At 35.7% G+C, this 20,058-nt stretch carries 19 protein-coding genes; 5 read left to right on the top strand and 14 right to left on the bottom strand.

What is annotated here, in order from left to right:
- Window positions 1-68 precede the first annotated feature (68 nt).
- Window positions 69-1,412 carry a DNA repair protein RadA gene (gene radA / locus DMB95_RS00840; protein ID WP_142930509.1) on the top strand — a complete coding sequence of 448 codons (1,344 nt, stop codon included), beginning with the start codon at window positions 69-71 and terminating at the stop codon, window positions 1,410-1,412.
- Between the two features lie 132 nt (window positions 1,413-1,544).
- Here the strand turns inward: radA and DMB95_RS00845 are convergent, their stop codons facing one another.
- The gene (locus DMB95_RS00845) at window positions 1,545-2,852 is read right to left on the bottom strand and encodes a major outer membrane protein (protein WP_142930510.1); all 1,308 of its coding nucleotides are present in this window, start codon (window positions 2,850-2,852) and stop codon (window positions 1,545-1,547) included.
- Window positions 2,853-3,103: 251 nt separating this feature from the next.
- On the opposite strand from DMB95_RS00845, the gene DMB95_RS00850 reads away from it, so the two are divergent.
- The 3 genes from DMB95_RS00850 (at window position 3,104) to ispG (ending at window position 5,819) form a co-directional block, all read left to right on the top strand.
- A complete protein-coding gene (locus DMB95_RS00850; protein WP_142930511.1) occupies window positions 3,104-4,297 on the top strand; it encodes an MFS transporter in 1,194 nt (397 codons plus the stop codon).
- Window positions 4,298-4,376: 79 nt separating this feature from the next.
- On the top strand, window positions 4,377-4,670 hold the full coding sequence (locus DMB95_RS00855; RefSeq protein WP_142930512.1) for a hypothetical protein: 294 nt from the start codon (window positions 4,377-4,379) through the stop codon (window positions 4,668-4,670).
- 78 nt (window positions 4,671-4,748) lie between these two features.
- Complete coding sequence (gene ispG, locus DMB95_RS00860; RefSeq protein ID WP_142930513.1) at window positions 4,749-5,819, top strand: flavodoxin-dependent (E)-4-hydroxy-3-methylbut-2-enyl-diphosphate synthase; 1,071 nt, start codon at window positions 4,749-4,751, stop codon at window positions 5,817-5,819.
- A 75-nt stretch (window positions 5,820-5,894) separates the two neighbouring features.
- Here ispG and DMB95_RS00865 read toward each other — a convergent pair whose 3' ends face one another.
- From DMB95_RS00865 to lgt, 7 genes are read right to left on the bottom strand one after another with little or no spacing between them, the layout of a single operon-like run.
- A complete protein-coding gene (locus tag DMB95_RS00865) occupies window positions 5,895-6,602 on the bottom strand; it encodes a tetratricopeptide repeat protein (RefSeq protein ID WP_142930514.1) in 708 nt (235 codons plus the stop codon).
- Entirely contained in the window at window positions 6,602-8,437 is a 1,836-nt protein-coding gene (locus DMB95_RS00870; protein ID WP_142930515.1) for a dynamin family protein, read from the bottom strand. The genes DMB95_RS00865 and DMB95_RS00870 overlap by 1 nt, the downstream gene beginning before the upstream one ends.
- The gene (locus tag DMB95_RS00875) at window positions 8,427-10,640 is read right to left on the bottom strand and encodes a dynamin family protein (RefSeq protein WP_142930516.1); all 2,214 of its coding nucleotides are present in this window, start codon (window positions 10,638-10,640) and stop codon (window positions 8,427-8,429) included. Before DMB95_RS00875 ends, DMB95_RS00870 begins: the two co-directional genes overlap by 11 nt.
- A complete protein-coding gene (locus DMB95_RS00880) occupies window positions 10,621-11,346 on the bottom strand; it encodes a fumarate reductase iron-sulfur subunit (protein ID WP_137632744.1) in 726 nt (241 codons plus the stop codon). The genes DMB95_RS00875 and DMB95_RS00880 overlap by 20 nt, the downstream gene beginning before the upstream one ends.
- Entirely contained in the window at window positions 11,339-13,330 is a 1,992-nt protein-coding gene (locus DMB95_RS00885) for a fumarate reductase flavoprotein subunit (RefSeq protein WP_142930517.1), read from the bottom strand. Before DMB95_RS00885 ends, DMB95_RS00880 begins: the two co-directional genes overlap by 8 nt.
- Window positions 13,331-13,342: 12 nt before the next feature.
- Window positions 13,343-14,092: a fumarate reductase cytochrome b subunit gene (locus tag DMB95_RS00890; RefSeq protein WP_142930518.1), complete on the bottom strand. Its 750-nt coding sequence runs from the start codon at window positions 14,090-14,092 to the stop codon at window positions 13,343-13,345.
- Window positions 14,093-14,146: 54 nt separating this feature from the next.
- Window positions 14,147-14,992 carry a prolipoprotein diacylglyceryl transferase gene (gene lgt, locus DMB95_RS00895; protein ID WP_142930519.1) on the bottom strand — a complete coding sequence of 282 codons (846 nt, stop codon included), beginning with the start codon at window positions 14,990-14,992 and terminating at the stop codon, window positions 14,147-14,149.
- Between the two features lie 98 nt (window positions 14,993-15,090).
- Here lgt and DMB95_RS00900 point away from each other — a divergent pair, with 98 nt between their 5' ends.
- On the top strand, window positions 15,091-15,819 hold the full coding sequence (locus DMB95_RS00900) for a hypothetical protein (RefSeq protein WP_142930520.1): 729 nt from the start codon (window positions 15,091-15,093) through the stop codon (window positions 15,817-15,819).
- Here the strand turns inward: DMB95_RS00900 and DMB95_RS00905 are convergent.
- From DMB95_RS00905 to DMB95_RS00930, 6 genes are read right to left on the bottom strand one after another with little or no spacing between them, the layout of a single operon-like run.
- Window positions 15,806-16,342, bottom strand: coding sequence for a hypothetical protein (locus tag DMB95_RS00905; protein ID WP_137632739.1), 537 nt, complete (start codon window positions 16,340-16,342; stop codon window positions 15,806-15,808). The genes DMB95_RS00900 and DMB95_RS00905 overlap by 14 nt on opposite strands.
- Window positions 16,339-16,899: a hypothetical protein gene (locus DMB95_RS00910; protein ID WP_142930521.1), complete on the bottom strand. Its 561-nt coding sequence runs from the start codon at window positions 16,897-16,899 to the stop codon at window positions 16,339-16,341. Before DMB95_RS00910 ends, DMB95_RS00905 begins: the two co-directional genes overlap by 4 nt.
- Window positions 16,896-17,831, bottom strand: coding sequence for a hypothetical protein (locus DMB95_RS00915; RefSeq protein WP_142930522.1), 936 nt, complete (start codon window positions 17,829-17,831; stop codon window positions 16,896-16,898). Before DMB95_RS00915 ends, DMB95_RS00910 begins: the two co-directional genes overlap by 4 nt.
- Window positions 17,832-17,843: 12 nt before the next feature.
- Window positions 17,844-18,467, bottom strand: coding sequence for a lysophospholipid acyltransferase family protein (locus DMB95_RS00920; protein WP_142930523.1), 624 nt, complete (start codon window positions 18,465-18,467; stop codon window positions 17,844-17,846).
- Window positions 18,451-19,752 (bottom strand): tRNA (N6-isopentenyl adenosine(37)-C2)-methylthiotransferase MiaB, encoded by a 1,302-nt coding sequence (miaB, locus tag DMB95_RS00925; protein ID WP_142930524.1) that lies wholly within the window; start codon window positions 19,750-19,752, stop codon window positions 18,451-18,453. The genes DMB95_RS00920 and miaB overlap by 17 nt, the downstream gene beginning before the upstream one ends.
- Window positions 19,749-19,991 (bottom strand): HP0268 family nuclease, encoded by a 243-nt coding sequence (locus DMB95_RS00930; protein WP_137632735.1) that lies wholly within the window; start codon window positions 19,989-19,991, stop codon window positions 19,749-19,751. The genes miaB and DMB95_RS00930 overlap by 4 nt, the downstream gene beginning before the upstream one ends.
- Between the last annotated feature and the right edge of the window lie 67 nt (window positions 19,992-20,058).

Raw genomic sequence — 20,058 nt, forward strand, 5'->3', positions numbered from 1 at the left:
GCAAAGATCAATTTTAGTTTTTGCTTAAGAAAAATGAGCTACAATAAGCTTTTGAAAAAAGGGAAGTTATGGCAAAAAACAAAAGTGTGATTTTTGAATGTCAGCATTGTGGTAACCAGCAAAGCAAATGGCTTGGAAAATGTCCTGATTGTGGCTCTTGGGATAGTTTTATCGAGCTTAAAGCCGAACAAATCGCTGTTTTAAAAGAAATCGCGACTCTAGGCTCTGCATCAAATGAAGCAGTGTGTATAGAAGAAGTGAAGATAGAGACTTTAAAGCGAATCAGCACTGATGATCATGAGCTTGATTTGGTGCTTGGCGGGGGTTTGGTGCAAGGTTCTTTAGTGCTTATCGGCGGAAGTCCGGGCGTAGGCAAATCCACGCTTTTGCTTAAAATCGCTTCAAATTTAGCCAAAAAAGGCACAAAAGTGCTTTATGTAAGCGGCGAAGAGAGTAAAACGCAGATCAAATTAAGAGCCAATCGCCTTGAAGCAAATGCTAAGGAGCTGTTTTTACTCACTGAACTTTGTCTTGAAGATATCATCGCTCAAATCCACAAAGGTGGATATGAAGTCCTCATTATCGATTCTATTCAAACTTTGTATTCAAACAAGATCACTTCAGCAGCTGGTAGCTTAACACAAGTAAGAGAGATCACTTTTGAGCTGATGAGGCTTTCAAAAGCTCATAATATCAGCACTTTTATCATAGGACACATCACAAAAGACGGAGCCATAGCTGGTCCTAGAGTGCTTGAACATATGGTTGATGTGGTGCTTTATTTTGAGGGCGATTCTACGCGTGAAATTAGGCTTTTAAGAGGCTTTAAAAACCGCTTTGGCAACACAAGTGAGGTGGGTATTTTTGAGATGAGTGCAAGGGGGCTTATCAGTGCTAAGGATATAGCAAGTCGTTTTTTTGTGCGTGGAAAAGCCACAAGTGGCAGTGCTTTAGGCGTCATTATGGAGGGCTCTAGAGCTTTGATTATCGAAGTGCAAGCTTTAGTATGTGAAAGCTCCTATCCTAAACGAAGCACTACAGGCTATGAAAAAAACCGCCTTGATATGCTCTTAGCCTTACTTGAGCGGAAGCTTGAAATTCCTCTAGGGCATTATGATGTGTTTATCAATATCAGCGGAGGCGTAAAAGTCAATGAAACAGCGGCTGATTTAGCTGTGGTTGCAGCTATCATCTCAAGCTTTAGAAATCGCCCCTTAAGCAAAGATAGCGTCTTTATCGGTGAGCTGAGTTTAAATGGAGAGATAAGAGAAGTTTTTAGCCTTGATACGAGGTTAAAAGAAGCGAGTATGCAACATTTTAAAAATGCTATAGTGCCGATTAAAGCTCTTGAAAAAATCGATATAAAATGCTTTGTCGCTAAAGAGCTTAGTCAAGTTTTAGAATGGATGTAAAAACCATAAATCAAAATTTAAAGTCTAAATTTTAAAAAAGAACAAATCTAAAAAAAGATTTTAATAAAAATAAGAAAAGAATTTTAAAAAAGCAAAGAGGCATAAAGCCTCTTTGTGCGGTTTAAACATGAATTAGAATTTGTAGATCGCTTGGAAACGAACTGAATTCTTTTTAGTGTCATAATCATCTGCAACGCCAGCTTCTGCTTTAGCTTTTACATCAAGATAAGAATAGTAAAGCAAGAAGTCAAGGTTTTTAGTATAGTTGTAGCTTACTTCTGCTACAGCTTCCATTTTATCGCCGCCACCTGCACCAGCAGAAGTTTGAGCAGTGCCTGCATCAGCAGTAGTTGCACCATAGATAAATTGAACGCCAAGTCTTAGATCAGATGGAAGAGTATAACCAGCAGTTACATAACCAAAGGTATTTTGTCCGAAGCTATCTGTAAGGTTAGAACCTTGCATATAGAAGATTTCCTTACCAGCTGGAAGCACTTTATAGCTTCTATCTTCGATCATGTTAATAGTAGTTTTACCTTTTTTACCATACATTACCCCACCAAGTGTGCCATCAAAGCCATAACCTTTGATTGTTCCTCTAAGATTTACAAAGTTACCATTAGCTACACTATCGCTACCAAATTTATCTTTTACAGTAGAATCCAAAGAGTTACCTAAGTAATTGACTTGAAGAGTCCAGCTTAAGTCTTGATCGATAGGTAAGCCATACACTACATCAAGAGCGTAGAAGAATGCTCTTTTATTCAAATAACCTAACCAAAGTTGAGTATCAAGAGTAGAACCACCCAAATCATACGCACCTATAGCAGCTGCACCATAGAAATTTTGTCTAAAGATGAAATCTGCTGCATTGCTACCAACAGCATCAACATTAGTTGTAGGTCTTTGGAAAGCTCTTTCTCCATCTGCTTCAAAACTATCTACAGCAAAAGCAGCTAAAGTTAAGCCATCTATGCCAGTATAAAGAGCTTTAGCAGCCATTCCTACCATATCATCAGTCCAAATGGTGCCAAGTTCTTGCTTACCCCAGATGAAGCTAGTGCCATAATCGGCTAAGTCATATTGCAAATATGCTTGACGAAGTTTAAAAGTCTCGCCGGTTGCAGTTGTATTACCTGCTCCATAACCACCATTATTGTCTTGTCCGTATTGAACTTGTCCAAATACTTTGAAGCCATCGCCAATATCAGCTTTTGCAGCTAATCTTGCACGGAATCTATGAGTTTGTCTTGCATTGTCGCCATTCATTGTACTTTGAGCGTTTCTATCAAACTCATCCCAAGCAGCTGTATCATAGCGGTATCTTAATTGACCTGTAAAATCAACATTCTTAATCGCATCTTCTAAAGAAACAGCGTTAAGTGCTGAAAACGAACCTGCAGCGATAGCAGCTGCTAAACTTAACTTTACTAATTTCATACGAAATCTCCTTCACTAAAATTTTGAATTAGTGCGAGTATTGTAACCAAAAAAACAGATTTTTTTGTTTAAAATTTGCTTAAAGTATCAAAAAAGCTTATTTTTAAGAGATAAAAAGCTCTTAAAATTGAAAAAATAGCATTATTTGAGTGCGTATTTTAGGGCAAAAGTGTATTTATGAAAAAAAATAAAAATTTATTTACCTTTTGGCATTACAATATCACGCTTTAAAATACACTAAAGGAGTAAGGGTGCAAGCGTATAAAAAAGCGATATTTGCTTTAGCTTTGAGTGCTTTTTGTTTGGGTGTTACTGAATTTGTAATGGCTGGAGTTTTAGTTGATGTGCAAAAGTATTTTAATGTCGATGCAAAAACAGCTGGCTGGCTTACGACTTTGTATGCGATCGGAGTTGTTATCGGTGCTCCTTTAATCACCATACCTTTAAGCCGTTTTAACCGCCACATACAGCTTCTTATCAATCTTAGCATTTTTGCAGTAGCAAATTTCATCATCTTTTTAAGTCCAAATTTTTATCTTACTGCCTTTGCTCGGTTTATGGCTGGGACACAACATGGCGTGTTTTTTGTCATCGCAACGCTTGCAGTTACTGCTATAGCTCCAGCACATGAACGCTCAAGAGCTTTAGCTGTAATGGTTACAGGGCTCACTGTGGCTTTGGTTACGGGCGTGCCTTTGGGGACTTTTGTAGGGCATTTTTTTGGTTTTAAATTTATCTTTTTGCTGATCTTTGTCATCACTTTGCTTGCGATTTTTGGAATTTTTCATATGATGCCAAGAGATATTAGCCCAAGTGCGATGAGTTTAAAAAGCCTTATACCAGCTTTTTCGCACAAAAATTTACTTAAAACTTATGTGATTACGACTTGCACTTGTGGGGCGCAATTTGTGCTTTATACTTATATACAAAAACTTTTAGTTGATGTCAGTGGCTTTGAAGTGGCAAACACCGCATATATCTTGCTTGTTTATGGACTATGTGCCATACTTGGCAATCTTTATGGAGGCAAGCTTGTTGATAAAATAGGTGCTGTAATGAGCCTTAGGATCATACTTATCTTACAAGTTGCGGTGTTTTTAAGCGTGAGTTTTACTATGTATTCGCAAATTTTAATCGTGATTAATATCGCTTTGATAGGCGCTTTGAGCTTTTCAACCATACCAGCTTTAAAGATGATGGGCTTAAGCAAGGCAAAAAGGCATGCAAATTCCTTTATCGATAGTGCAGTAAGCATAAATGAAGCAGCCTTTAATGTCGGTATAGCTCTTGCTTCTTGGCTTGGTGGCTTTGTGCTTGCGCATTTAGGCGTTGAGTTTAATGCTGTTTTTTCGGCGTTATTTGTGCTACCAGCTTTACTTTTTAGCGTGCTTTTTGCAAAAGATAAGGTGAATTTTAACAAACTCAAGAGAAAAAAGAAAGCTTAAACGCTCGCAAGAATTTGGCTTAAGTTGGAACGAAATTTGCTTTATCTTAAGTGTAAAATTCACAAAAAAGGAGTGTAAGATGGTTAATTCTATCCAACAAGAAAGCGTAAATTCGAACTTTTACTCAAAGGTTAAGACGCAAAAAACAAGTGCAGATGAGTTTCAAGCAACGATAAATGAGATCAAAAAAGAAGAAAGTGCAAAAAGCACAAATTCAAAATTTGAAAATCTCGATCTTGATCTGAGTAAGACAATGAGTAATTTTATCACTTATGCTCAAAACAAAAGCTATGAAGACGGCTTGAAAAAGATAGAAGAAGATCAGCTTAATAAGCTCTTTAAAACTATCGATGAAAACACAAAAAACCGCTAAAATGCTTTGAGCTAAAAGAAGTTTTAAGCACAAATTTGCTAGAATTAAAGCTTAAAACTTACTTAAAGAAAGCGTTTTATGGCTTATACAAGATTTAAAACAAAACAAATCAATGTGGGTGGCGTGCTTGTAGGAGGGGACGCGCCCATTTCTACTCAATCCATGCTTTTTAGCAAAACAAGAGATATAAAGGGCTGTTTAGATCAGCTTAATCGCTTGTATTTTGCTGGGGCTGATATCGTGCGTTTAGCTTGTCTTGATATGGCTGATGCAAGGGCTTTAAAAGAGATCAAAGCTCAAAGTCCATTGCCTCTTATAGTAGATATTCATTTTAATCATAAGCTTGCTGTATTTTGTGCTGAATTTATCGATGGGGTGCGGATAAATCCGGGGAATATAGGCTCAAAAGATAACATTAAAGAAGTCGTAAAAGCCTGCAAAGAACGCAAAATCCCTATCCGCATAGGCATAAATCACGGCTCTATAGAAAAGCAGTTTGCTGATCGTTATGGATATGGCGTTGAAGCTATGCTTGCAAGTGCGCAGTATAATATCAAGCTTTTAGAGGACTTTGACTTTACAGATATAAAAATTTCGATGAAAACTTCAGATACACAAAAAACCATAGAAGCGTATGAGCGTTTGCGTCCTTTGGTGAGTTATCCTTTTCACTTAGGCGTAACTGAAGCTGGCACAAAATTTCACAGCACTATAAAATCCTCAATCGCCCTTGGTAATTTACTCTTAAAAGGCATAGGCGATACGATGAGAGTTTCAATGACAGGCGAACTTGAAGAAGAAATTCGCGTCGCAAAGGCGATCTTGCAAGATAGCGGAGTGCAAAAAAGCGGGATTAATATCATCTCTTGTCCAACTTGCGGGCGCATACAAAGTGATTTGGTAAAGGCTATAAAAATAGTCGAAGAAAAGGTAAAACATATCAAAGAACCTTTAAATATCAGCGTTATGGGTTGTGTTGTAAATGCTTTAGGAGAAGCTAAAGGAGCTGATGTAGCTATCGCCTTTGGCAAAGGACAAGGACTTGTGATAAGACATGGCGAAGTCGTCGCTAAACTCAAAGAAAATGAGCTTGTGGATCGCTTTTTGCAAGAAGTTGAGGACGAAGTAAGGGTGCGAAAAGAAGCTTGAGGCTTTTGCTTGAAGCTTCTTTTATCGTTTTGAGGTGTTTATTTGCTTTTTTTGCTGGCTGAATTGTTATAAATTTTAATTCATCATCACATTTGGCTGGGCGTTTAGCTTTTTATACTCTTCACAAGAATTAAGATGTGTAAGATCGCAAGCTTTGCCGAAGTATTTTTTTGCGTCTGCTTGATTTTTCTTTTCAAGAGCAATTTTACCTAAAGCATAGCACGCTGGGGCGTAGTTAAGCTCGCAAGAACTCGTAAAAGCTCTTGAAGCAAGTTGAATGTTTTGACGCACTAAAATGCCATCTTCATAAAGCAAACCTTGTTTAAAGCAAGCGGCTGCGTCCTTGAGTTTGCACGCTCTTTGAAAAAAATCAAGCGCTAAGCTTCCATCTTCTTGTGCTTCATATCTTAGCCCTAAATTTACGCACGAATCCTTATGTCCTAGGACGCAAGCTTGATAAAAGCTTAAATCAGCTTGCTTGTTTTGTCCATTTTTATCTAAAAGCAAGGCAAGATTAAAGCAGGCGCTAGCTTGCTTGAGTTGGCATGCTTTTTCATAATAGCTTTTTGCCCTAGCATCATCTTTATCTACACCTTGCGCGCTTTCATACATAAAACCAAGAAAAAAGCAGGCTTTGGCGTTATTATTTTGCTGGCATAAATCATAAAAAATCGTTGCTGCTTGGGTGTAATTTTGCGCCTCATAACGCCCCAAACCTTCATCTAAGCTTGCTGAAAAAGCAAAACTTAAGCATATACTGATACATAAAAATAGTTTTTTCATCACAAATCCTTAATCAAATCTTTTGTTTTCAAAACCCATTGTTTTTGTTTTTCAATCTGGCTTTTGTATTTGTTAATGATAGCAAATTTTTGTAAAATTAAAACCTTAAAAGCTGAATTTAAATCCTCGTATTTTTTTAAGATAAAAGGCTTATCGATAAGCAAAGCCTCAAATTCGTAAAAATTTAGCTCAGTAAGCATTCTTTCATAAATTTCATGATATTCTGGGTGATAAAGATGAAATTCAGTGCTATCAAGTTCGAAAAATTCACGACTTTCATTGATCTTGCGACTAAAAAAGCTTAAAGTAAGCTTACTTGCACTTTCATAATTTGTCAAAGCTTTAATGCTAAGCTTTTCAAAAAACAAATCAAGCTTTAAACTCTCTTCAAACAAAGCCTGCTTAAAGTCCTTTAAAAAAAGCTCATCACTCGCTCCCACAAAGGCTCTTAGCTCTGAAAAATCCACCTCACTTTGCAAGGTTTCGTCTTTTTGAATATGCAAAAACTCGGATTTAAACAAAATGATTTTTTGTTCTAAGTATGAGAAAATACCCTTTAAATCAAGCTTTAAGCCTTCAAATTCTTTAAAAATTTGAGTTTTCATTTTTTTAAATTCTTTGTTGAGTTTATCGCTGTGATAAAACAAATTTAAAAATACCTCATCACTTGCTATAGCTGGGGCTTTGTATTCGTGTTTTTGATATAAGTTTTTGTGTAAAAAGCTTGTGCTTGGAGTGTAAAAATAAGCTTGTTTTTCTTTGATGTTTGCTCCTATTTCTTGGGCTATTTTTTCACTCAAAGCCTTAAGATGAGTAAGCACTTCTAAGCTAAGTAAATCAATCTTTTGCTTGATAATGCTTTCATTTTGTGTTAAAAAATCCTCATAAGTTTTAAAAATATTAACAAGTTTTTCAAGTATGTTTTCAAAAAGCAAGTATTGAGAAAGTAGAATTTCACAGAGTTTTAAAAGCCTTGTTTTGATGAAATTTTTATGCAGTTTTTGCGTATCTAAGCTTTGTAAATGTTTAAGCAAGGCATTGAAATTTGAGCGCTCATAGCTTTGTTTAGACTTAGCTTCTTTGCAAGATAAGGGTATGATTGCATTGTTAAAATACTTCCCAAAGACTTCTGTAGCGTAGTTTAAAACCCGTTCAAGTTCAACTTGATCGAGTTTGTCTTTTTGATTAAGCACGCAAAGGCTTTGGGTATCTTTTAAAAGCTCTAAATGCGATATGATAGCGTCTTCCTCGCTTTTTTTACCTGCATTATCAATCAAAGAAAGCCAAATAACACTATGTATATTTTCAAGCTCGCTAAAAGCACTTTTATCATCTGTTGCATTTGCATTTAAGCCGGGCATATCCACTAAAGTAAGCTTTTCAAGCAAGGGTATGGGAGCAAAAAGGGTAAGGCTTTTTACTGCTTGAAGTTCTTTTCTTTGATCTGTATAAAAACCAAGTTCGCTTAGCTCGCAAAGCTTTTCAAAGCCATTTTCAAACTCAACCTTTAGCAAATATTCCTTTGCATAACGCAAAAAAGTAGGCTTAAAGGTAACCGGCACAGCTCCTGTTGGAAGAATTTCTTTTTGCAAGATAAGATTTAAAAGGCTTGATTTGCCACTTGAAAACTGCCCCAAAATAGCTACATTTATAGGCTTTTCTAGGCTTGCAATGATAGAGTTTAGACGAGTTAAAAAAGACGCACTAGCATGCAAAAAAGGCTCATGAAAACGCATTTTAATGCGTTCTAACTCGCCTTTAAAATCATTTTGAAATTCTTGTTTGTATTCTTTTTCATAGGCATTGATAAAATCTTTAATAAGCTTAATGTGCATGGTTTAAACTTTCTTTGATATGTATAAGCTTTGCTTTTTTTGCTTCATTTTGCTCTAAAATAAGGCTTAAATTTTCAGTATCAAGCTTTTCAAGCCTTTGTTTAAACTCAAGCTCTTTTTCTTTGTGTGCCAAGACAAGTTCATTAACCTTATCTTGCAAAAAGCTAAACATTTCATTTTCTAAGCTTAACTTTCCAACAAATTCAGCACAATCAAAAGCTTGTAAAAAGTCCTCAAACAAGGAACTAAGCCTTGCTTTAAAGTCTTTTGCTTCGTTTTTAAGCATAATCAAATTTGAAAACTCACGCGATACATTACGCAAAAGCTCAAGGGCTAAAAACTGCGTAAAAGCTGTTGAAGCAAGCTTTCTAAAAGCTTGAATATCATTTAAAAACTCAGTGTTTTTTGCTTTGTATTTAAGGCTAAGCTTTTCGTTAAATGCTTCAGTTATTTTAAGGTTTTGAAAATAAATTTGACGCAAAATGTCATTAAAACCATCTTCTAAATTTTGTAAGAAAATTTTTTCTAAAGCTTCAAGTGCCCTAGAATTTGCTTTAGCGTAGTTAAACTCATCATTAAGCTTGTTTTCAAGTCTTTTAAATAAAGTTTTAAGACTAGAGTTTGCAAGGAGGTTATTTGCTTTTAGTTCAGCTTTGAATTCTTTTAACTTGGCTTTTAAACTCTCAAGCTTTTTAGCTTCAGTCTTAAATTCGCTTAAAAGCTTTATATTTTCATCATTTAAGCCTAAATTTTTACTTTGCAAGGCTTTGTTTTCACGCTCTAATTTTTCTATAAGCTCGTCTGTAATGAGCTTAAGTTCGTTTTTAAAGCTTTCAAGCACAAGTTTTGACTTTGTAGAGCTAAAAATTTGCTGGTATAAATAAGTCTCAAGACGCGGAATTTGACTTTGCATAAGAGTGTTTTCATCAGCTTTGTTTTCATAAAATTCTAAAGCTTGTTTTGAACTTATGCTTAAAAAATCAATCTTTTCAAGCAAAAACTCATCTAAACCTTGCTCCTTTAGTCTTTGTTTAAGGCTTTTTTGTGTGTAAGTAATCACTTCATCAAGCTCATTTTGAGTAAGTAAATCAGCCTTTGAGATGATGATTAAAAAACGACTTATACGAGAATTATTAAGGCAAGCAAGCAAAAACTCACTATCTTTTTGGCTTAAACTTTGGCTTGCATTCATAAGATACATTAAAAAATCACAATTATTCAAATAATCCTTGCTTAACTGCTCTCTTTGCACAAACACATCATCAAGCCCGGGCGTGTCGATGATAGTGATATTATCTTTTAAAAAATCAAGCTCACTGAAAAGTTCTATTTTTTGGATTAAAACTGAAAGTGGATTTTTAGCGCTACTATAAAAACTGAGTTCATTAAGCTTAATGTCCTTACTTAAGCTTTCATCGCCTATAAGATCTTTAATTTGAGGCTTAAGCTCGTTTAACACTTTAGCCAAGCCTTCATCATACAAGGCATTTTTTTGCAGACTTTCAAACTCGGCTTTATTCCAAAAATACAGCTTTGCTTTTGGCTCTTGAGCGTATTTTAAAAGGGTTAAATTAGCCGTTTCAGGTATGTTTGAAACGCCTAGAATTCGTGTTTTTAAAAGAGCATTTAAAAGACTTGATTTGCCAGCATTCATTATGCCAGCAACGACGATGTTAAACTCAGTGTTTTTAAAACGCATTAAAGCATTATTTAGTCTTTGATTTAAATTTGGTGTATCGCTTAAACTTAAAAGCTCATTGCAAAGGCTTTCAAGTTCTTTTGATTCGGTAAAAAAACCTTGTTTTTTATCTTGCACTTCACATTTAAAATGCTCTAAAAATGCGCTCACGCACTCAGTATCAGCTATGCTTTTTAAAAGCTTTAAGGCTCTTAAGAGTTGATCTTTTTCAAAAAAGCCAAGTTTTAGGGTATTTAAAATTTGAAGCTGGGCAAGTTGGATACTGAAAATATCAGCCCTTAAGTGAAACTTTTTTAAAATTTGAGTGAAAAGTTCAAGCTTTAAAAATCTTTCATAATTTTCATCATTTGCGCTTAAAATGATAGCACATTCAGCCTCGTTTATATCAAGATGATTTTCAAGCTTGCTTGAGCTGTCAAGATAGAGTAAATGCTGTTTCCATAGCCTTTTAAGCAAGTCAAGCCCCTCAAAATGAGGGGAGTTTTCATTTGTTTCTTTGGGCAACAAGTTGTCTTCTCATGTAGGCGATTTTACTTTGTAAAGGAAGCTCTTTAGGGCAATTATCCTCACAAGCAAGTAAGCTCATACAACCAAAAACACCATCATCATCGCCAACTAGCTCGTAAAAATCCTCTACACTTCTTTCATCGTGCGGATCTTGTAAATATCTAGCTGTTCTTAAAAGTCCTGTAGCACCGATGAAATTTGGACGCATAAGTTTAGTCGCGCAACTTGCAAGACAAATGCCACATTCAATGCAGCGATCAAGCTCAAAGGTTTCATCAGCCACTTCTGGTTCTATTTTTTCTTCTATCTTGCTAATATCAGTTTCTTTATCAGTATGCACCCAGCTTTCAACGCGTTTACACATATCCTCAAACCATTCGCCAGTATTTACGCTTAAATCTTTAATATGCCTAAAGGCTGGCATAGGCATAAGCTCTATGACGCCATCTTTATAGTCCTTTGTCAAGGTTTTACAAGCAAGTTTTGGCACCCCATTAATCATCATAGCACAACTTCCACAAATTCCAGCCCTGCATACAAAATCAAAGCTCAAATCCGCATCAAATTTTTCGCGGATTAAAGTAAGGCATACAAAAATCGTCATAAAAGGCGTTTCTTCAAGTTCATAACTTACAAATTGTGGTTTTGAAATTTTACTTAGCGGATTGTATTTTAAGGCTCTAATAGTAAGCTTTCTACTCATAATCTACTCCTATTCTTTGATTTTTGGCTTTATATTTGGCTTGAAGCTCATAAGGCATAAGTGCTTCTTGGATTTCATAACGTCCTTTGCCTTCATTTTCCATTTTTTCTCTTATGCTATCAACTTCTTCTTGTCTTTTGGCTGAAAGTGGATTTTCTATGATATTACCTTTGGCGCCATATCCTCTAAAGGCTGGTGGCATTTCCATTTTCATAATATCAAGTTCATCATATTCAACACGAGGCATATTTTCACCCTCTACCCAATAAGTAAGTGTTCTTTTCATCCAATTTAAATCATCTCTTTTTGGATAATCCTCTCTGTAATGTGCCCCACGACTTTCAGTTCTTAAAAGTGCGCCATAAGCTACGCAAAGTGCAACTTTAAGCATTCTTGGCACCCTGTAAGCTTCTTCAAGCTCTGGATTAGCACAATCAAGCTCTTTGTTATGCACTTTAACATCTAAGGACTTTTTATACAGCTCTTCAAGCTCATCAACAGCTTCTTTTAAGCCCTCTCCTGTGCGGAAAATGGCTACTTTTTCCCACATAATCTCTTTCATCTTGTTTTTGATCTCAAAAACATCGTTCTTGCCATCTTTGTTTGCAAGACTTTTGAGGTATTCATACTCTTTGGTTAAAAAGTCTTTAACTATGTTTGTATCAATCACTTCGCCATTTTTCTTACAATAATCAGCAAAATAATCCCCCACTATCATACCCGCAACAACAGTTTCAGCACATGAGTTTCCACCTAGGCGGTTAAAGCCGTGCATATCCCAGCATGCTGCCTCTCCACATGCAAAAAGTCCATCAAGCCACTGACTTTCTCCTGTTGGTTTGGTGCGAATGCCGCCCATTGAGTAGTGTTGCATAGGTAAAACCGGCGCCCAGCCCTTAGGTCCTTCATCAGCTGGATCGATACCATTAAAGGTTTTGCAAATATCTTGCACATCTCTTAAGTTTTTTTCTATATGAGCGCGTCCTAAGATAGAAATATCAAGCCATAAATGATCCCCATAAGGACTTTTCACGCCTTTACCTTTGCGAATATGCTCCATCATTCTACGACTTACCACATCACGACTTGCAAGCTCTTTTTTCTCCGGCTCATAATCAGGCATAAAGCGGTATCCATCAACATCTCTTAACACGCCTCCATCGCCTCTACAACCTTCAGTAAGTAAAATCCCACTTGGCACTATAGGCGTTGGGTGAAATTGCACCGCTTCCATATTGCTTAGTCTGCAAAGTCCTGTTTCAAGGGCTATAGCTGCACCTGTGCCTTCGCAAATTACAGCATTTGTTGTTTGTTTATAAATCCTGCCATAGCCTCCTGTTGCTATCATAGTTCCTCTTGCAACAAAGGCTGTAAGTTCGCCATTTGTCAAATCCCTTGCTATAACGCCAAGACATTTTTTGCCATCATGCATAATGCGAACCGCTTCCATTCTATCTATGATCTTAACCTCATTTTTAATGGCTTCATTTGCCACCCCATAAAGCATACAATGCCCTGTAGCATCGGCTATAAAACAGGTTCTCCATTTTTTAGTGCCACCAAAATCCCTTGCATTGATAAGCCCATGAGCAGCTTCTTTTTCCTCAATAACTGTTTTTTGAGCATTAATTACAACTGTTCTTGGTCCTTTTGTTACCCTAGTCCAAGGCACGCCCCAAGAAGCAAGCTCACGCACAGCCTTTGGTGCAGTTTGAGCAAACATTCTAGCCACTTCTTGATCACAGCCCCAATCAGAGCCCTTAACTGTATCTGCAAAGTGTAAGTCTTCATTATCGCCCTCGCCCTTAGCTCCATTTCCAAGACTTGCTTGCATACCGCCTTGAACCGCTGCTGAGTGCGAACGTTTTACCGGACATATACTTAAAAGGGTTACACTTTGATCTGTTTTTGCTACTTCAATGGCAGCTCTAAGCCCAGCTAAACCACCACCTATTACGAGTGCGTCACTATATTGAATATTCATTTTCTTTACTCCTTATCTTTGCATATATGTAGGCACATAACGATCGCCTGCTTTATGATCATCGCTTAAACCAACTTTTACATAAGCTGCCATAGTTAAAAGTCCTAGAGCGATGAAAAACACACTGATAAGCCATTTAAGCTTTTTAAGTGTTTTGCGACTTGCTTTAGCGTTTTTACCTTCAAACCAGCCCCATTTTACGCAAAGCCTGTAAAGTCCTATACCACCATGAAGCTCAACAGCAAAAAGCAAGATAAGATAAAAAGGCCACATTTGAAGCATTCTATCTCCACTACCATAAGGATCGATAGTGTGAGCTTGAAAAAACATAAGCCCTAAATGAAGAGAAGCAAAGAAAAACATGATAAAACCAGTGATTGCTTGGATAAACCATAAATTTGTATCGCTATGTTTAATCACTTTTGCGTGCGTGCGTAAAAGCTGCCATTGTCTAAAATTAATAGGAAATTTACGCATAGCAAGCCCAGCATGCACCACAAACACCACAAACACCACAAACACGATACAGGATACCACCCAAGGTTGCGGTGTGCCAAAGATAAAATCGCCCTCAAACATCTTAGCAATCCTATACATAAAATCGCTACTAATAAGAATACTAGAAACGAAAAACATATGCCCCCACATAAATAGCCCTAAAAAAAGCCCAGAAGCACTTTGGATAAAGTCAAGCTTAGCAGGCATTTTGCTTTTTTTGCCTTCAGCACTTTTTCCTAAGTAGCCTTCAATGATTTGTTGCATTTTTACTCCTTTTTTTGTAAATTCGCATTATCAATTTATATTATATTTGCGAATTTATTTAAAAGAGCTTAAAAAATAATTTTTGTTAAATCTAAGATAAATATATATTAAAAAAGTAACACCAAACATCACAAGACTTAAAAGCTGTCCCATACTCAAATCAAGCACTATAAAACCTAAATTTGAATCAGGTTCTCTAAAGAATTCACACACAAAACGCATAAAAGAATAGCTCATCGCATAAACTAAAATCAACTCACCTTGAAATTTCTGCTTTGTGCGTAAAAAATGAATGAGTAAAAAGATAACAAAACCCTCTAAAAATGCTTCGTAAAGCTGGCTAGGATGGCGTAAAACACCATTTACATAAATGCCCCAAGGCACATCAGTTGCTCGCCCAAATAATTCTTGATTTAAAAAATTTCCAATTCGTCCAAAAGTATAGGCTAAAGGCACGCTTAAAGCGACAAGATCAAGGTATTTAAGCAAATTTGAAAAATACGCTTTTTTAAAACGACGACAAAATAGCAAAGTCGCGATAAATGCTCCTAAAACAGCCCCATGAAAGCTCATACCGCGAATTCCTACAAATTCGCCATTTTGATCAAAAGGATTAAAAATCTGCCAAGGATGCGTAAGATAAAACAAGGTATAATCATCATAAATAAGTATATATCCAAGCCTAGCGCCTAAAATCACGCCAAGTTCTACCCATACAAAATAGCTATCAAGGAGTTTATCACTGATAGGGATTTTATCTTTTTTGACATAATGTTTTGCCAAAACAAGAGCAAACAAAAGTGCAAAAATGTAACACAAGCTATACCAATACACTTTAAATCCAAAGAATTCAAACGCTATAACATCAAAATGAGAATAAATATCTTGCCAAAACTGCACTCTTTGTCCTTTTGTTTTTCGATTTAGAAAACAAAAATATAGCAAATTAGGCTTAATCTTGCTATAATGTCTTTTTAAATTTCTTAAAGTGAGAAAAAATGAAAAAAATTGCTCTTATTTTATCTATAGTTTTGTTTTTAGCTTGTGCAAAAAACTCAGTTCTTACCATACCTTTGCCAAGTTTTCAAGCCGAATTTAAAGAAAAATCACAACACACAGATCAAGTAACATATAATTTGCTTCAAATGCAAAAAAAGAATGAGTATTCAAGCTATTTTGAGGACTCTATCCTTAAGATAAGACTTGATGAGGAATTAAAACTTTTAGCACAAAAGATAGAAGAAGCAAGCGTGAAACTCCTCCTTGCCAAAGGATATGATCTTAGCAAGACAAAGCAATATAAGTTAAAAGAAAGCATTGTTGTTCTTATCAAAGAAGAATTTGATCGAGAAAAAACAGACTTTCTAAAAGGAAAGCAAATAAGCTCAAATTTAAGCCTAGAGCTTGAATTTCAAGCATCTTTTAACAAAGTTAATGATAAAAACAAGGTGCAAACACAAGCAGGTGTAAAAACAAAACTTGAACCAATCGCGATAAACTACCCTATCAAAAGCGATGAGGGCATAGGCAACTTTAAAGAAAGCATAAGCAGTATCCCAACGCAAGTCAATGCAAATTTAAAAGAAGCTGTGCTTGATATTGATGAGGTGCTTCGAACCTTTTATTATGAAGTATTAAGCTCTCTTAATGAAAATATTAAAGCTGAAGATTCACAAGCTGAGGTGATAAGAATGCAAACTCAAGAAGGTATTATCATTTTTGAGTAGAAGCTGAAGTGTAAATTTGAGTGATAAAGTTGATATCTACAATATCGCCTTGTGCTTTAAAATCAACAGGTGTTTCAAGCTTGATGATATTTTTATACGCATTTAAAGCATCAATAAATTCATAAAATTCAGCCGTGCTTTTAAGCGTAGCGCTTATGTTAAACTCGGCAAATAAGTATTGGTTTGTGTTTGTATTTTCAAGCTTTTTAAGTTTTACATTTGTAAAATATGTATTTAAAAATTTTATAAAATCTTCTTCATCAAAACTTGAGTCAAATTGGGTGAAAATTTTCTCATTTTCGCTTCGTAAGGTATTAAGCTTGCTTTCACTAACTTGAAATTTCTCGTTAAGATGAGCATTAACAGAGTTTTGCGAGTATAATCTCAAGCTTACATTTTTATAATTTTTTACCATAGGTAAGATTAAAATCAAAACAAGCAAGCCACAAATGAGCACAAAAATCATCGCATAAATAACAAGCTTAACAAGATTGATTTCTTCAAGACTTTTATCATTTTTCATTGTATGCTCCCATAATTTAAGCTTTTATTTGTGCTTACAAATTTAAACCAGCCGGTATTGAGCGGATAAAAGCTTGTCTTGCTCTCATCAAAAATACTTTTTAGTGGCGTTTGCACGAGCAAAGAAAACATTTCTTTCGTTGGTGTAACGCCTCTTAGCTCAAGAGTGTTTTTGTTTAATTGCATACTTTCAAGGCGAATTCCTCCTGATTTAAGCACGAGATCAAAAAGATTATGAACGACTTTTTTGATCTTTATGTTGCTACCATCTTGTGAAATACTTTCATCACTATTGCTTGAAGCAACGATTTGCAGGGCAAGCTCTTTTCTTTGGGTAAGCAAGTCAAATAAAGCATCATTTTGGCTTGTCTTTTCTTGCAAAAGCACCGCTTCTTGCCTTTTGCTCTCAAGCTCTGAGCTTAAAAGCAAATACCTTGCAACGATGAAAAAATATACAGCAAAAATGATAGCTATGCTTAACACAAAAAAAGCGATCCAAATCTTTGCAAATAGGCTAAAAATAGGCTTTATCTTTGGCTTGATGAAACTATAAGTCATATTTTTAACTCCTTGCAAGCAAGCTCATGCATAAGATCAAGTGTATCAATTTGTATCACTTGCGGCTTGATAAAAATTTCACCTTCTATATAATCAAGCACTACTGCTGAAATATTTTCATTATCAAAAATCACAAATTCATCGATAAAATTGCCTTTATAGAGTGGGTTGTTATAAAATTCTTGTATGCTTGAAAAGATATATGAACACATCTTCATATCGCTTGAAAAATGGCTTAAATCCTCTTTTGTAGTCGTAGCGTATTTTAAATCATCAAGCTTTTCATCAAGTAAATTATCTAAATTCCCAAAATCATAATTTTCTATATCTATGTCTTCTTCGGGATTATTTTCCTCGCCTTTTTCTTGTGAAGAAAGGGTGGAGGCATCATCTTGAAGATTGATATCAAAAAAACTTCCAAATAAAATTTCTTTTTCTTTACACACCATCATAGCTACGCTTTCAGCTTGCCTATACGCATAAAGCACGATGCCTTTTCTAGCAGCTTGTTGTTTGATACAATAATACAACAAGCTCAAAGGTGAAAAGATAAAATCAAGCCCACCATAATCCTTAAAACTCTCTTTGTATTCTTGAATATTTGCTAAGGAAGTATAAATTTGAGCATTTGCTAAACTTAAGCAAGAAATATTTTCTGCATTGACACCAAAACGAGCAAATTCTTTAGTATCATTTGTCGGGATCAAGCCTTGAGTAGGTGCGTTGAAAAACACTGCTATGTAATGAAGCTGGTATTCTTTAGCAAGATTTTTAAGATAATCAAAAAGTTTTTCCTTATCCTCAAACTGCTTTTCATAGGTATTGATAATCTTTTTATTTTTAATGCTATGGGCGCGAATGATATGTGTTTTGCTTTCAAAAACCACACAAACAATCAACTGCAACATATAGCGTCTGAGCGAAAAAAACATTCCTCTTATCCTTTAAAAACTATCTTCTTTTGTAATGATAGCAAATTTTTCGCTTATTATTTGCTTCGCCTCGTTTAATTCTAAATTTTTTATATCAATAGGATCAGAAATTCTATATCTAATCCTTGAAAAAGGCTTAGGTAAAATCATCTTATCCCAGCTCTTAAATTCCCAATACCTGCTTGCTTCATAGTTTAAAAGCACTATGGGAAGATTTTTTTTTTGAGCGATTAAAACCGAGCCATCAGAAATGCTCCTAAAAGGACCCCTTGGACCATCAGGCGTGATTACTACATCGTCATTTTGTTCTAAAACTTTAAAAGCTTTTCTAAGGACATTTGCACCACCTTTTGAAGAGCTTCCACGAATGGTATTGATACCAAAAAGCTCTATATTTTGAGTGATAAGCTCGCCATCTTTATGCTGAGAAATCACAACAAAAGCCTTTTTTTGCTTATGCTCAAAATACCTAAACGCAAAGGGCATTAACGCTAAACGCCCATGCCAAAATAAGATCACAAAGGGCTTATATTCAAGCCTTTGTCCTATATAGCTTTTCTTGCAAGTTAAAAACAAAAGCCATTGCAAGCAAAAAAGCACTCTTGCCAAAAAAGCTATTTTAAACTGCTTCCCCATACAGCACCATACGCTTTGCATTCGTGATTTTCACGCGTTTTATCTGCCCTAAAAGCTCTTCACTTCCTTGAATTTGCACTAAGAAGTTATTATTTGTTCTTCCAGCTACGGCTGAATTTGCACGAAGTTCTTCAAAAAGCACATCAAACTCGGCTCCATTGTGCTTAGCCACGATCTCATCTAAAATTTCATTATGTCTAGTTTGTAGCTGAGTTAAACGTCTTGAAGCCGTAGCTTCATCAACTTGTTGAGGCATATTTGCAGCTGGAGTTAAAGGACGTTTTGAATACTTGAAAGAAAAAATTTGCTCAAAACGCACTTTTTCAATCACTTGCATAGTCTCCTCAAAATCTTTTTCACTTTCTCCGGGAAACGCCACGATAATATCAGTTGAAATGCTTGCTGTAGGGCAAAGCTCTCTTAACTTAAAGGCTCTATTTAAATACCATTCTTTAGTATAACCTCGCTTCATTGCCTTTAAAATTTCATTTGAGCCGCTTTGTAAAGGCATATGCATAGCTTTGCATACTTTTTCATTATTTGCAAAAACTTTTAAAAATTTATCATCCATATGCAAAGGGTGAGGGCTGGTAAAGCGGATTCGCTCTAAATTTTCAATCTCACTTAAACGTTCAAGCAAATCAGGAAAGTCCATTTTTTCATGGACATTTGAAAAACGTTTGCCGTAGTTATTTACATTTTGTCCCAGCAAAAAAATCTCTTTTGCTCCCCTTTCAACAGCCTTTTGAGCTTCTTTAAAGATAATTGAAAAAGGGATAGACACCTCATCGCCCCTAGTATGTGGCACTATGCAGTAAGTGCAGTGCTTATCACAACCTATGCTGATATTGATAAAGCTTTTATAAAGGCTATTTCTAAAGTCTGCAAAAGCAAATTCGCTCTCATCAAAGTTTATATCCGTGCCTAAAAATTTAGGAGTTTTTACAGCTTGAGTAATCTTAGAAATATTTCTAGCGCCTAAAACAAAATCCACATAAGGTGCGCGTTTAAAAATCTCACTTCCCAAATGCGAAGCCGTGCAACCGCAAACACCTATTTTTGCACCCTTTTTTTTCACTTTTTCAAAGCCACCTACTTCGCTAAAAAGCTTATGCACTGGCTTTTCACGCACTGAGCAGGTATTGATAAGTATAAGATCAGCTTCTTTGATATCCTCAGTTAGGCTATAATCTTCTTTTTGAGTGAGCTCAGCGATGATATGCTCGCTGTCTCTGACATTCATCGCGCAGCCTAAAGTTTGGATAAATAACTTCTTCGCGCTCAAAGAATATGCACCTCATACATATAATCCTCATCATCAAGCCCATAACGCACAACTCGGTGATATACACTCAAACCCTTTTTTTCAAAATGAGCCACAAGAGCAAGTAAATCTTTATGTGAGTTTTCTTTATCAAAATAAAAAAAGCTCTGCCCTTCTTGATCAACAGCTTCTTCAATCTTTTTTAAAGCTATAGTTTTTGGCTTTTCGTGAGGTAATTCTCTTGCTAATTTTAAATCCATTTTCACTTCCTTGTAATTTAAATTTGTAATTCTAGCAAATTTTACTTTTAATTAAGCTTATTTTTAT

Origin of the sequence: Campylobacter sp. MIT 12-8780 (assembly GCF_006864535.1) — a bacterium.
In the GTDB taxonomy this organism is placed as follows: domain Bacteria; phylum Campylobacterota; class Campylobacteria; order Campylobacterales; family Campylobacteraceae; genus Campylobacter_D.

Coding starts and splice junctions, on each gene's coding strand:
- radA (WP_142930509.1), top strand. CDS start 69: ATGGCAAAAAACAAAAGTGTGATTTTTGAATGTCAGCATTGTGGTAAC.
- DMB95_RS00845 (WP_142930510.1), bottom strand. CDS start 2,852: ATGAAATTAGTAAAGTTAAGTTTAGCAGCTGCTATCGCTGCAGGTTCG.
- DMB95_RS00855 (WP_142930512.1), top strand. CDS start 4,377: ATGGTTAATTCTATCCAACAAGAAAGCGTAAATTCGAACTTTTACTCA.
- ispG (WP_142930513.1), top strand. CDS start 4,749: ATGGCTTATACAAGATTTAAAACAAAACAAATCAATGTGGGTGGCGTG.
- DMB95_RS00865 (WP_142930514.1), bottom strand. CDS start 6,602: ATGAAAAAACTATTTTTATGTATCAGTATATGCTTAAGTTTTGCTTTT.
- DMB95_RS00870 (WP_142930515.1), bottom strand. CDS start 8,437: ATGCACATTAAGCTTATTAAAGATTTTATCAATGCCTATGAAAAAGAA.
- DMB95_RS00880 (WP_137632744.1), bottom strand. CDS start 11,346: ATGAGTAGAAAGCTTACTATTAGAGCCTTAAAATACAATCCGCTAAGT.
- DMB95_RS00885 (WP_142930517.1), bottom strand. CDS start 13,330: ATGAATATTCAATATAGTGACGCACTCGTAATAGGTGGTGGTTTAGCT.
- DMB95_RS00890 (WP_142930518.1), bottom strand. CDS start 14,092: ATGCAACAAATCATTGAAGGCTACTTAGGAAAAAGTGCTGAAGGCAAA.
- DMB95_RS00900 (WP_142930520.1), top strand. CDS start 15,091: ATGAAAAAAATTGCTCTTATTTTATCTATAGTTTTGTTTTTAGCTTGT.
- DMB95_RS00905 (WP_137632739.1), bottom strand. CDS start 16,342: ATGAAAAATGATAAAAGTCTTGAAGAAATCAATCTTGTTAAGCTTGTT.
- DMB95_RS00910 (WP_142930521.1), bottom strand. CDS start 16,899: ATGACTTATAGTTTCATCAAGCCAAAGATAAAGCCTATTTTTAGCCTA.
- DMB95_RS00915 (WP_142930522.1), bottom strand. CDS start 17,831: ATGTTTTTTTCGCTCAGACGCTATATGTTGCAGTTGATTGTTTGTGTG.
- DMB95_RS00920 (WP_142930523.1), bottom strand. CDS start 18,467: ATGGGGAAGCAGTTTAAAATAGCTTTTTTGGCAAGAGTGCTTTTTTGC.
- DMB95_RS00930 (WP_137632735.1), bottom strand. CDS start 19,991: ATGGATTTAAAATTAGCAAGAGAATTACCTCACGAAAAGCCAAAAACT.